The following is a 13,574-nucleotide window of genomic DNA, read 5'->3' as shown; positions in this document are numbered from 1 at the left end:
ACTTTTATTTCTATGTACTTACCTTATTATTTAAGGAACAACAGTAATAATCCTTGCACAATTCCAATCATACCGCCTAATAAGGCACCTAAATACGTAATCATTTTTAGTTCATTTTTTGTAATGGACAGCACTAAATCTTCTAGTCTCTCCGTTGAAAATGTAGATACTTCTTGCTGGACAATTTCCGCAAGTTGGAGATTGTTTAATATACTTTCTACGTTTTCTGTCCCCCACTTTAAGCCTTTCGTTACAGCACTTGGGACTAGCTTTTCCTTGATTGTTTCTCGAACTGGCTCACATACTTGCTGCACAGATTGATTTAAAAATTTACTCACTGTTTCTTCAACTTTAACCGCTGACAATATGGAGCTTACAATCATTTCTTTTTCTACAAACGTTTCTAATTCTTTTACATCTCTTCCTTTTAACTTTTCCCACTCTTTTTGCAGTACGTCAGTTAAAAGCTGCTTTGTTCCATCTTGCCCTAAAAACTTAATGACTTCTGGCTGCACACGATCCACTACACTTACATTCCCTAAAAACATTCCGACTAAGTTAAGTAGCGTTCCCCTAGAAGCAAAGAAATCATCAATCATTTTTGAAAGACGTGCTTTCCCTTCTTCACTCTCAAAGAAACTAATTCCTCGCTCTAAAATAAATGCCGAGACATTTGGGATTGTATTCTCTATTTTTTCATGAACAGAATGAGGTAAAACCTGTTCCCATGTATATGTATAATACTCTGCTAAAAATGCCTCTATTTTTTCTGTAATCACATGTTCGATTTTCCCGGTCGCCTCTTTTTCTACATGTACTACATTCCATTTTTCTAACATATGTCGTAACGACTGTTCATTCGTAATTACTTTATCCACTTCTACTTGTGTCCATTGAATTAAACCTTTTTGAAACTCTTCATTTGTTAATTTCTTTCCGATTCCTTCTGGCGTTAACAAATGTTCGACAACCATTTTCCCTAATTGAACAGCAAGTTCATCGCGGCGCTTCGGAATTAACCCTGGTGTAAATGGAACTTGAAATTTTCCAATATAAATAGGGCGATGAGGACGAAATAACATTTTTATCGCTAAATGATTTGTAAATCCTCCAATAATCGCTCCGAGCCCTGTCGTCGTTAACATACTTAACCATATATTCATTACAATCAACCTTTCGCTTCTCCAAAACTATAGCATATCATCATACGGACAAAAGTATAATGGTATAAAAACGTATTTGCAATATATAGCTATGCCTATTATGCCAACATTTTGTTAGTAAAGGAGTGATTTCGTTGGTTCTCGGTATTTTAACTTCTCACCCTCATTATGAGCAAATGTATTACACCGAAATCGCTAAACGCGCTCGGCTTTATCATAATGTCGTGGCCCAGTTTACGCCATTTGGTATTGATCCTAAAACGGACCTTGTCTCTGGTCTTATTTATGATACAGATACAGGAAAATGGAAAGAGCAAATATTCCCTATTCCTTCTTATATTTACGATCGTTCTTCTTTTAACGAGGAAACGGACTTCAACAAAGCAAAATCAATTATTCACTCATTACACAACCGTCCTACCACTACCTTTTTAAATAACACACTCATTGACTTAAGCGAACTTCATGATTTATTTCTCACGAATAAAAAATTATCTCCTTATATACCAAAATTTGAAATAGCAACGATACAAAACATTTTCAAACTGTTATTAAAAACAAAAGATATTATTATACGGCCTACTAACACACATTCCAATGAAAGTCTGTACCGGATCACTTATAAAAACAAAACGTTTCATATCGATACGATAAATGATGACTATCATACTTCTACTCCAATCAAACGGACAGATGAATTTATATCTTGGTACAAATCTAACATACGATCAGCACGTTACATCACCCATACAATGCTGCAACCACCAAATCAATTAACATACCCGCTCCATATTCGAACCATTTTGCAAAAAAATAAAGAACAGAAGTGGACTGCTATCGGCCAATTTATACAAAAAAGCTCATTTCCGAATCAACTTTTACTTTCGGCAACGGATGATTCCTCGCTGCATTCATTTTCAAAAATTAAATACGTACTATCTAGTACCGGTGTACAATTATTACAAGACGCTTTACATGACATTATCAATGAAGTGTTTCAAACATTAGATGAATCTTATTCTTCGTTATTCGAGCTAGAGCTTTCCACTATTATGGATCAAAAAGGGGCAATTTGGCTTATGTATGTCAACACGATTCCCCCGTACGAACATTACATTCGTCATAGTGATGCACTAGCCGAAAAAATATATCACGGACCACTAAAGTTTAGTCGCTTCACACCATAATGAAAGGAGGTAACACCATTTTGAAAGAGCACATATATACATTAAACATTTCAAATGAGCATCCAAATAGTATTACTTTACCTTACATTTTTTCCATTACACCACCAATTGCATCTCTTTCCTTCGGCGTACGCCATGTTGCAAGTGAAGAGGTGAAAATTCATTATTCCTTTACTCGCGAAATCATTATCGGAAAACAAATTGCAGAGAAACTTTTACTTCCTCATTCCACTACTATCCATGCATTCACGCAAAATGAAACCATTATTTTCGGACCATTAATCGGGATTTTCACAACTGGTTTTAACGATGACTCTTCTAATCCTTTAGGAAACCGTTCAACTTCTCTCAGCGAGTTACTAACGCCACCATTCACCTTGCGACCATTTGTATTTGTTTTTGGTGTGCAACATATAAACTGGGCAGACGAAACAATTGAAGGGTATTTCTTTCAAGAGGAACAGTGGATTAAGAAAAAAGTCCCTTTACCGAATGTCATTTATGATCGATTACCAAATCGGAAAGCCGAAAATTATAAACCGATCGTAAGAGCAAAAAGAAAATTAGAGCATGACTATTCCATTCCGTGGTTTAACCCAGGTTTTTTCAATAAATGGGAAGTGCATCAACTTCTTATGAAAGATGAATCCATTACTCCCTTATTACCAAACACGGAAGCTTTTCAACATTTCGAACAAGTAGAACGCTTTCTTGGCACGTATAAATCTGTTTACATGAAACCGATACACGGTAGCTTCGGGAGAAACATTCATCAAATATTTTACTCTCAAACAGAGAATTGCTACTACTGTCGTTATCGCGAAAATGAAGAAAATAAACTAAGAAAGTACCAATCATTAGAAACGCTTCTGAACCATGTGTTAAAAGGACATGATTTAAAAAAGTTTATCGTACAACAAGGTATTTCCTTACTTCGCTTCGATGGGCAACCTGTTGATTTTCGCATTCATACAAATAAAAACCATTTCGGCCAATGGATGGTCAGTGCAATCGTTGCAAAAATTGCTGGCAAAGGTAGCTTAACAACGCATGTAAATAGCGGTGGCGATACGAAATTACTGCAAGAACTTTTTCCAGATTCAACGAAACAAGTTCAAATTGAAAATAAATTAAAACATACAGCCTTACAAATCAGTTACGCGCTCGATGAACAAGTAACCGGAAATATTGGAGAAATTGGTTTTGATATCGGTTTAGACACAGGGGAAAACCCATGGCTCTTTGAAGCAAACTCTAAACCTGGGCGAACTGTATTCCAAGATGAAAAGTTAAAAGAACAAAGTGAACTGACGCGCCAATTATTTTACGAATATGCCATCTACTTAACTGAACATTCTTTGCGCGATGCAAAAGAAAAAATGGCTCAAATAAAATCCGGAACTCCATCAAACACCGAACATATCCCATCCCCTATGATTCACTCACAAATACAAAAACAAAAACTTCCACCTCATTCATAAGGTGGAAGTTTTCTATTTACACAAGTTTCACTACAACCTCTGTTTCCACGTTACATACTCCGCAATAAAAAATATGATTGCAGTATTCATTTGAATTATTATGTGTTAATCCATCTACTGCACTTAATAATTCTTGGTCCATATACGCACTATAATCGTCTATGTAATCTACAGTTTTTCCATAATCTTGGAGTATACCTTGGCAATTTTGACAAGAATATGTTTGTGATTCTAATGCGTTGCAAAGCGGGCAAATTCCCATCACGATTCCTCCATACGTTATCATTTACAAGCAGATTGAAGAGAGCATCTAGCCGTGCATCGGAGCGTCCTGTCCCCCCTACTTAAAATAGAACTATAAAGTTGCTACCGATTTAATTTTAGTAAGTCATAAATAAGAAGTTAATGATTTGCCCCACAATAGCGGGATACAAAAAGAAAAACATATTTCATATCGCTCTTAGTTTAGCCTTCTTTCTAAAAAATACAACGATTACTCTTATTTCATAATTTACGAAATCACTAAGATTTTTTTACAAAATTTACAAATTATTATTTCGTATATCTTTCTAGGTAACATCCATACTATGAGTACAAACTTAATTACCGATGGATTAGCGCCAAACGGGGCGATAATCTGGTTCAAATCCAGCTAGTCCAACCAAAAAAATTTTTATAACTCTAAGGAGGATATATTCCTATGGCAAACCAAAATTCTTCAAATCAATTAGTAGTACCAGGAGCAACAGCTGCAATCGACCAAATGAAGTACGAAATCGCTCAAGAATTTGGTGTACAATTAGGAGCAGATTCTACGGCTCGTGCTAACGGTTCTGTTGGTGGAGAAATTACAAAACGTCTAGTTGCAATGGCTGAGCAAAGCCTTGGCGGATTCCAAAAATAAATATATATGGCAAAAAGGTCTCAAGGCATATGCCTTGAGACCTTCCTTCATTTACTGCAACATTTGTAAAAACTTCTTCGTGCGTTCTTCTTTTGGATTTGTAAATACATCTTCTGGTGTACCTTGTTCGACAACGACACCGCCATCCATGAAAATAACGCGGTTCGCAATTTGATGCGCAAAACGCATTTCATGCGTTACAATCACCATCGTCATGCCTTCTTTAGCAAGTTCTTTCATTACTTTCAGAACTTCTTGAACGAGTTCAGGATCAAGTGCTGACGTCGGCTCATCAAATAGTAACACTTCCGGCTCCATCGCAAGCGCGCGAGCAATTCCAACGCGCTGTTGTTGTCCGCCTGATAATTGGAACGGATATAAGTCTACTTTATCCGCAAGACCAACTTTTTCAAGGAAATAGTTTGCTTTTTTCTTCGCTTCTTCTTTCCCCATCTTTTTCACTGTAACGAGCCCTTCCATTACATTTTGAAGTGCTGTTAAATGCGGAAATAGATTATGGTGCTGGAATACCATACCTGTTTGCGTACGAAGATTGACAATATCTTTCTTCGATACTTTTTGAGAGAAGTCGAGCTCTTTATTACCGATGCGAATATTACCAGCGTTCGGCGTTTCTAACACGTTGAGACAACGCAGGAATGTCGTTTTACCAGATCCAGATGGGCCGATAATAACAACAACTTCCCCCTTCTCAACTGATAAATCTATATGCTTTAGTACGGTATTATCTCCGAAACTTTTTTGTAAATGTTGAATTGAAATCATAAAAACAAAAACTCCTTTTATGAAAGGGTTATTTTAGAGTGTAACGTTCTGAACGTTTTTCTAATATTTGTTGCACAATAGATAATAAGAAGCAAATTGCCCAATAAATTAGACCTGCTTCGAAATAAACAATTAAAAACTCATAGTTCATTGCCGCAATTTCCTGCGCTTTTCGGAACATTTCTGTTACTAAAATTAATGATGCTAATGAAGTATCCTTCACTAAACTAATAAATGTATTCGAGAGCGGCGGAATAGATACTCGCGTTGCCTGCGGTAAAATAACACGTTTTAATGCTTGCGGGTATGTCATCCCAATTGTGTAAGCTGCTTCCCACTGTCCTTTCGGGATTGAAAGGATAGAAGCACGAATAATTTCAGATGCATACGCACCAACATTTAACGAAAATCCAATAACTGCTGCTGTATATGGCTCAACTTCAATATTAAGAGTTGGAAGACCATAGAAAATAATAAATAACTGTACAAGAAGTGGCGTTCCGCGAATGATAGATACATAGATACGAGCAATCCATTGTAAAATACGACTACCTGAAATACGTGCAAGCGCTGTTAACGTCGCAAGTATAATCCCGATAATAAATGTAATAAGCGTTAATGGAATTGTCGTAAATACAGCTTCCTTCAGCATAGGCATGAAGGAAGACTGCATAATATCTATCCAAGTAGACAATCGATCTGAAACCAACGCACTACTTAGATACATTTTCACCGAACCATTTTTTCGCTATTTTATCGTACGTACCTTCTTTTTTCATATCTTCTAACGCTTTATTTACTTCTTGTACTAGCTTGTCGCTACCTTTACGGAATAAGAATCCACTCTGTGACGCTTCTTTTTCTGTATCTACAATTTTAATTTTTGCATCTTTTTTCGTTTCTAAATAATTTAACACTGATAATTTATCATTAATTGTGAAATCAACACGGCCAGTGTTTAATAATTCTGCAGCTTGGCTAAAGCCTTCTACATTCGTGATTTCCGCACCATTTTTCTTAGCAATATCTGCATAGTTACTTGTTAAAGATTGTGCTGCTTTTAATCCTTTTACATCAGCAAATGTAGCAGGTTTATCTTTATCCTTCGCAATAACTAATACCGCTGAAGATGAAACATATGGGCTAGAGAAGTCATATTTCTTTTGACGATCTTCACGAATACCAACTTCATTCGCAACCATGTCGAAACGTTTTGCATCTAAACCAGCAAGTAAGCTATCCCATTGTGTTTCTTTAAATACAGGCTTTACTCCTAAACGTTTTGCAACTTCCTCTGCTAATTCAACGTCAAATCCAGTTAATTTATTACTTGAATCGTGGAATGTGAACGGTGGATATGTACCTTCTGTTCCAATTACAAGTTCACCACTTTGTTTTATCTTTTGTAACGCATCTTGATTAGCTGTATCTTTTTTCTCTTCTTTACCGCAGCCCGCTACAATCCCGATTGCTAATGTAGTTACTGCAAGTACTGAAAATAATTTTTTCATGATGGTAATCCTCCAAGTATTCTGATAGGAATTTAAAAACTATATTGATTGTATGCAATCTTGAACAATTTTTCAATGAAAATGTTCTTATTTAGTTTATCCTTTTTCTTCATAATCAAACAAAAGGGGAAAATAACGCTACATACAAAAAATAAGTAACATTTTTTAATATAGCATTTATAAAGAAAAAGGTAAAACAATACTTCTTATTTAACAGCCCTGATTCACTAAAAAAGAACTTGTGAAAATCACAAGTTCTCCTCCATACATATTAAGCGCTCTGGTTTCCTTCCATTTGCGTTTTATACATATCGTAATAACGCCCGCGCTTTTTCATTAGTTCATCATGAGAGCCTTTTTCTAAAATCGTTCCTCTATCAAGCACAATAATTTGATCTGCGCTTTTAATTGTTGAAAGACGGTGAGCGATAATAAATGTCGTTCTTCCTTTTTTCACAACTTCTAACGCTTGTTGGATCATCGCCTCTGTTTCTGTATCAATACTAGACGTCGCTTCATCTAAAATTAAAATGGCTGGATCAAAAGCGAGTGCTCTAGCAAACGAAATAAGCTGACGTTCTCCGGTTGAAAGTGTGCTTCCTTTCTCCGTAATTTCTTCATCTATATTGTTCGCAAACCGTTCAGCACCAACATCACGCAATGCTTTTACGATGCGATCTTCTGAAATTTTTTCATTCTCTAAGCTTACATTAGAAGCGACCGTCCCGCTAAATAAAAACGGATCTTGCAGTACGATTCCCATATGTTCACGCGTTGCTTGTTTCGGCATCTCTTTTACATCGTGACCATCAATCGTAAGCTTCCCTTTTTCAAACTCATAAAACTGGAAGAGTACATTCATAATGGAACTTTTTCCTGATCCAGTATGACCGACAAGTGCCACTGTCTCTCCTTGTTTCGCTTCAAAAGAAATATTTTTTAACACTTCATCTTTTCCATTATAAGAAAACGACACATTATCAAACTTTACATTTCCTTGTAAGCGAGGCATACGTTCCTCTTCTACTGCTTCCCCTTTTTCCTCTAACAATTCAAAAACACGTTCTGATGCAACACGCGATTGTTCTAAGTTAGCAAGCTGATTTACCATATTTGTAATTGGCGAGAACAATCGTGTTAAATAATCAACGAACGCATACAGTATCCCTAGAGAAATGACGCCTGAAGCACTTAATGAAGCACCACCGAAATACCAAATCACACCTGTGAAAGCGATATTTCTTAATACAGACACTAAATTATGAGAAGTTGCTGCATTTAAATTCAAAATTTTATTTTGATATTTAAAATAATCGCCATTTAATTCTTCAAACTCTTTCTTCGTTTCACGCTCTTGACGAAACGCTTGAATAATCGGCATCCCTTGAATAGATTCATTCACTGTTCCGTTAATATCAGATAAACGTGAGCGCATTTTATGATTGTATACAGACGCATACTTTCTATAAAGAATTGCCCAAACAATTAAAATCGGGATGATAAGTAAACATAACGTCGCCAATTTTACATCGAGTAAAAATAGCGCAGCGAATATCCCAATAATATAAATGATACTAGAAACGAATGTCGCCAGTACCGTTACGTATAAATCACGAATGGCTTCCGTATCATTCGTTACACGCGATACAATTTTCCCTGCTGGTAAATAATCGAAATAACGAATCGGCAACGTTTGAATATGAGAAAAGACATCTTCCCTCATAATTTGAATAATTTTGTTCGCTGCCTTCTGTAGGAAAAATTGCTTTCCGTATGCAAATAATGAGACAACTACTAATAAAGCGAAATAACCACCACCAAGTAATAATAGGGGGTTTATTTCTGGTTTATAAAACGCAAACACTTCTTCTTTCGTTAATGCTTTCGCTTTATACACTTGCACTGCCTTACCATTTTGGACGGTAATCATATCATTTTTTACAGTACGTGACCCTTCAGCATTCACTTTATTCGGTACAAAGTAATATTGAAAACCGACTTGCATCACGCGTACTTCTTTTCCTTTTTTCTCACCTTCCTGGAAGCGATCACTTCGCTTATAAAAGGCGCCATTATACGAAACAGCCTCTTCACTCTTTTCTGTTTCATACCAAGGTTTCTCTATCCCGACGATATGATCGTCAATCATCGTTTTCGCGACGAAAGGACCAGCAAGCTCTGCGATAACGAAAATAAATAACATTAGCATCGCTGCAAAAATTGTCCCTTTTACTTTCATCGCATATTGAAACAATCGTTTTGAAACGCTCATATTTTCACCCCACTATCCGCACTTTCATTTTCCCCTTGTTGTCTTTCAAACTGCTCAGCATACCAGCCTCCGCTTTGAATAAGCTGTTCATGCGTACCCTCTTCCATTACTTCTCCTTCATCCATAACGAGAATCCAATCCGCATGTTGTACGGCAGATAAACGGTGCGTCGTAATAATCGTCGTTTTTCCGCTTCTTTCTGTTCTTATATTTTCAATGATCGCTGCTTCCGTACGAGCATCAACAGCTGATAAAGAATCGTCCAAAATTAAAATTTCTGGATTTTGAATGACAGCTCGCGCAATTGAAATCCTTTGTTTTTGCCCTCCTGATAAAGAAACACCCTTCTCTCCAACGAGCGTTTCTAACCCTTCTGGTAAAAACTCTAAATCCTTTGTAAACGCCGCAATTTCAATCGCTTTCTCGAGTTCTTCTTCAGTCGCTTCTCGGTTTCCGAATAAAATATTTTCCCTCGCTGTTTTTGAGAACAAAATATGTTCCTGAGGTACATACCCAATCCATCCGAGTACATTTTCATTCGTTATGTTATCTAACGTCACATCAGAGACTGCAATATCCCCATCTCCAAGTGGGTATTGACGAAGAAGCTGGCGTACGAGCGTCGTTTTTCCGCTTCCTGTTTTTCCAACAACCCCAAGCGTTTCCCCTTGTTTTAATGTAAATGAAACCTTTTTTAAATTTGTTTCAGTTGATGAAGGATATGAAAAGGTAACGTCATCGAACTGAATATAATCCGGCTCTTGTACAAGCTTTGGATTTTTCGGATCCTTGACATCCGGTTCATACGCTAACGTTTCATTCACACGGTCTAATGAAGCATTTCCTCTTTGCATAACATTAATTAATTCGCCAATTGCAAACATCGGCCAAATCATCATCCCTAAATACACGTTAAATGAAACAAGTTCACCAAGTGTTACCTTTGATTGAAATACAAGATACGCGCCATACACTAAACCAATTAAATAACTAAGACCAACAAGCATTTTCACAGTTGGCTGGAATAATGCATCGATTCTAGCTACTTTCATATTTTTTTCGTATACGTCATCTCCTAAATGATGAAATCTTTCCTGATCCGCGTTCTCTTGTACGTATGCACGAATAACGCGCACACCAGCGATCGATTCAAGTACTTTATCATTCATATCTCCGAACGCATCTTGCGCAACTGTAAATCTCTCATGCAATTTCTTTCCATATATGTTCATCGCATACGCCATAATCGGAAGCGGTATAAGTGCCGCAAATGTAAGCTCCCAACTAATTGTAAATCCCATCATAAAGACAATCGTAAGCATATATAAACTCGAATCCACGAGCGTTAATATACCGAAACCAGCTGTCATAGCAATTGCTTTTAAATCATTTGTCGCTCTCGCCATTAAATCACCAGTACGATTTTTATGATAAAACGTCGGTGTCATCTTAAGTAAATGACCCATAAATTTAGAGCGCATCGTCTTCTCCAGTACGAATGCTCCCCCAAACAATTGATGTTGCCAAACGAAAGTAAGACCATATCCAATTACCGTAACCCCTATTAAAATAAGAATAAATTGCATAATTGCTGCATTCGTTAACGTTCCTGTTTTTATATTATCAATCGTAACCCCTAACACTTTCGGGGGAATGACTTCAACTATATTTACAATTAAAAGAGCTCCAATGGCGATACTATATCTCTTCCAATGCTCTTTAAAAAACCATTTTAACTTTAGTAATACTGATAACAATGTAACCTCTCCCTTCTCGTTCTCGTTTCACTCCCATTTCTTTACCCACTATCCAGATCCATCACATTTACATTTCGTAATCCATACAATCTCATCACACTTTTCCACCTTCCAAAGTTTTATATAGTAACGTGGAAAACAAAAAAAAGCATACCGCCGCTTGACGATATGCACAAAAATGCATAAAAGCGTACGTTACGATATACGCAACGTACGCTTTTTATAAGACAAAGATGCCTTATATATCCGCACGGGTTGCGTAATGATATGAATGTTTTCTGCCATTTAACAGAGCTAAGCCCATTACATTTACGATTACAATCATTACGCACACCCCCTTCATTTATTTTCCATTTATAATCTTACAACTTTATTGAGTATTCTGTCAATTGTTTTTTTTACAAACCGAATAAAAATATACGCTACATCATTTTGAAATAAGGGAATCTTCTGTAAGAAAGGGCATACAAAATAAAAAAAGAATAAGAAATCGTTTTCACAAACATTTCATTTGAAAAATGTTATCAAACACCCTACAATCACCTTATACTCACTCTTACAAGTTGCTATTTTAGGAGGACTAATCATGACAACTAGCAATACGTACAAATTTTATTTAGACGGAGAATGGAGAGAAAGCTCTTCAGGAGAAACAATCGAAATTCCATCTCCATACTTACACGAAGTAATTGGACAAGTACAAGCAATTACTCGCGGAGAAGTAGATGAAGCAATTGCATCTGCAAAAGAAGCTCAAAAATCATGGGCGGAAGCTTCTCTACAAGATCGCGCAAAATATTTATATAAATGGGCTGATGAGCTCGTAAATATGCAAGATGAAATTGCCGATATCATTATGAAAGAAGTCGGTAAAGGTTATAAAGATGCGAAGAAAGAAGTTGTTCGTACAGCTGATTTCATTCGTTACACAATCGAAGAAGCTCTTCATATGCACGGAGAAAGCATGATGGGCGATAGCTTCCCTGGCGGAACGAAATCTAAACTTGCGATCATCCAACGCGCACCACTTGGTGTTGTATTAGCAATCGCACCATTTAACTACCCAGTAAACTTATCTGCTGCAAAACTTGCACCAGCATTAATTATGGGTAACGCTGTTATTTTCAAACCAGCAACCCAAGGTGCAATTAGTGGTATTAAAATGGTTGAAGCACTTCATAAAGCTGGCCTTCCAAAAGGTCTTGTAAACGTAGCTACAGGACGCGGTTCTGTAATTGGTGACTACTTAGTAGAACACGAAGGCATCAATATGGTATCGTTCACAGGTGGTACAAACACAGGTAAACATTTAGCGAAAAAAGCTGCAATGATTCCACTTGTATTAGAACTTGGTGGTAAAGACCCTGGTATCGTTCGTGAAGATGCTGACTTACAAGATGCTGCAAACCATATCGTAAGCGGTGCATTCTCTTACTCTGGTCAACGTTGTACAGCTATTAAACGTGTACTTGTACACGAAAACGTAGCAGATGAGCTTGTTAGCTTATTAAAAGCGCAAGTAGCTGAACTATCAGTTGGATCTCCAGAACAAGATAGCACAATCGTTCCATTAATCGACGACAAGTCTGCTGACTTCGTTCAAGGTTTAGTTGACGACGCTGTAGAAAAAGGTGCAACAATTGTTATCGGTAACAAACGTGAGCGTAACTTAATTTACCCAACATTAATCGACCACGTAACAGAAGAAATGAAAGTTGCTTGGGAAGAGCCATTCGGCCCAATCCTTCCAATCATCCGTGTTTCTTCAGATGAGCAAGCAATTGAAATTGCTAACAAATCAGAGTTCGGCTTACAAGCAAGTGTCTTCACAAAAGACATTAACAAAGCATTTGCAATTGCTAACAAAATCGAAACTGGTTCTGTTCAAATTAACGGACGTACAGAGCGCGGCCCTGACCACTTCCCATTCATCGGTGTAAAAGGTTCAGGTATGGGCGCACAAGGTATTCGTAAGAGCCTTGAGTCTATGACACGTGAAAAAGTAACAGTATTAAACTTAGTTTAATCTTATATGTAGAAGCTGATCTAATTTTGGATCAGCTTCTTTTTATATCAAATAATTATTCATTCCTAATCACAAACTCTTCTCTATAATCTGATTATTACTATATCCATTGACGTATAAAAATACATTTGTTACTCTTAAAGACGTTAATTTAATATTTAAATCCTCATTCGTATCTCGGTGAGGTAGAGGTTGCAGTCATTAAGAGTATCATTTCAGGAGATGTAGTGGCATTGATGAAGGAATGAGAAAGGAATGATTGCCGAAGTAAGTTGTGTCCACCATGCACGCTTGCTGGGTCTGCATTTAATAAGTGCAGAACTGTCACAAACGTTTCGTTTGTGGAGAGCTATCGAGAGGTATGTCGTGGGTTTCTTATAAGATAGAAAGCATGTAGCGGCAAATTACGTGCTTTTTTTGTTTTGTTTGGGACTTCTCTTCTCTACTAAGAAGACATACATATCTCCTCGCTTGACTTGGTTATACT

At 36.9% G+C, this 13,574-nt stretch carries 11 protein-coding genes and 1 riboswitch; of the genes, 4 read left to right on the top strand and 7 right to left on the bottom strand.

The features are described from left to right. Positions 1-26: 26 nt before the first annotated feature. Positions 27-1,163 carry a DUF445 domain-containing protein gene (locus CER22_RS07325; protein ID WP_142293437.1) on the bottom strand — a complete coding sequence of 379 codons (1,137 nt, stop codon included), beginning with the start codon at positions 1,161-1,163 and terminating at the stop codon, positions 27-29. 134 nt (positions 1,164-1,297) lie between these two features. On the opposite strand from CER22_RS07325, the gene CER22_RS07320 reads away from it, so the two are divergent. After that, positions 1,298-2,350, top strand: a complete 1,053-nt coding sequence (locus CER22_RS07320; RefSeq protein WP_088608457.1) for a YheC/YheD family protein — start codon at positions 1,298-1,300, stop codon at positions 2,348-2,350. A gap of 20 nt (positions 2,351-2,370) precedes the next feature. Then, positions 2,371-3,831 carry a YheC/YheD family endospore coat-associated protein gene (locus tag CER22_RS07315; protein ID WP_088608456.1) on the top strand — a complete coding sequence of 487 codons (1,461 nt, stop codon included), beginning with the start codon at positions 2,371-2,373 and terminating at the stop codon, positions 3,829-3,831. A 16-nt stretch (positions 3,832-3,847) separates the two neighbouring features. Here CER22_RS07315 and CER22_RS07310 read toward each other — a convergent pair whose 3' ends face one another. Continuing rightward, a complete protein-coding gene (locus tag CER22_RS07310; protein ID WP_046956678.1) occupies positions 3,848-4,093 on the bottom strand; it encodes a hypothetical protein in 246 nt (81 codons plus the stop codon). A gap of 438 nt (positions 4,094-4,531) precedes the next feature. Here CER22_RS07310 and sasP point away from each other — a divergent pair, with 438 nt between their 5' ends. Next, complete coding sequence (sasP, locus tag CER22_RS07305; RefSeq protein WP_000013339.1) at positions 4,532-4,735, top strand: small acid-soluble spore protein, SasP family; 204 nt, start codon at positions 4,532-4,534, stop codon at positions 4,733-4,735. Between the two features lie 51 nt (positions 4,736-4,786). Here the strand turns inward: sasP and CER22_RS07300 are convergent, their stop codons facing one another. The 5 genes from CER22_RS07300 to CER22_RS07275 all read right to left on the bottom strand — a co-directional run bounded on the left by CER22_RS07300 (position 4,787) and on the right by CER22_RS07275 (position 11,061). Next, the gene (locus CER22_RS07300) at positions 4,787-5,521 is read right to left on the bottom strand and encodes an amino acid ABC transporter ATP-binding protein (RefSeq protein ID WP_000623593.1); all 735 of its coding nucleotides are present in this window, start codon (positions 5,519-5,521) and stop codon (positions 4,787-4,789) included. Between the two features lie 28 nt (positions 5,522-5,549). Then, positions 5,550-6,248 (bottom strand): amino acid ABC transporter permease, encoded by a 699-nt coding sequence (locus CER22_RS07295; RefSeq protein ID WP_033657688.1) that lies wholly within the window; start codon positions 6,246-6,248, stop codon positions 5,550-5,552. Continuing rightward, positions 6,235-7,032: an amino acid ABC transporter substrate-binding protein gene (locus CER22_RS07290; RefSeq protein ID WP_088608455.1), complete on the bottom strand. Its 798-nt coding sequence runs from the start codon at positions 7,030-7,032 to the stop codon at positions 6,235-6,237. Before CER22_RS07290 ends, CER22_RS07295 begins: the two co-directional genes overlap by 14 nt. Before the next feature lie 271 nt (positions 7,033-7,303). After that, on the bottom strand, positions 7,304-9,304 hold the full coding sequence (locus tag CER22_RS07280; protein WP_088608454.1) for an ABC transporter ATP-binding protein: 2,001 nt from the start codon (positions 9,302-9,304) through the stop codon (positions 7,304-7,306). Beyond that, positions 9,301-11,061 (bottom strand): ABC transporter ATP-binding protein, encoded by a 1,761-nt coding sequence (locus tag CER22_RS07275; RefSeq protein ID WP_048545647.1) that lies wholly within the window; start codon positions 11,059-11,061, stop codon positions 9,301-9,303. Before CER22_RS07275 ends, CER22_RS07280 begins: the two co-directional genes overlap by 4 nt. 586 nt (positions 11,062-11,647) lie before the next feature. Between CER22_RS07275 and gapN the strand changes: the two genes are divergently transcribed. After that, the gene (gapN, locus tag CER22_RS07260) at positions 11,648-13,087 is read left to right on the top strand and encodes an NADP-dependent glyceraldehyde-3-phosphate dehydrogenase (protein WP_087985762.1); all 1,440 of its coding nucleotides are present in this window, start codon (positions 11,648-11,650) and stop codon (positions 13,085-13,087) included. A gap of 178 nt (positions 13,088-13,265) precedes the next feature. After that, positions 13,266-13,447, top strand: a riboswitch (Lysine riboswitch). Positions 13,448-13,574: the final 127 nt, after the last annotated feature.

The sequence above is a fragment of the Bacillus sp. K2I17 genome (genome assembly GCF_002209985.1).
Classification (GTDB): Bacteria; Bacillota; Bacilli; order Bacillales; family Bacillaceae_G; genus Bacillus_A; species Bacillus_A wiedmannii.
This window is presented reverse-complemented; position numbering and strand designations above follow the sequence as displayed.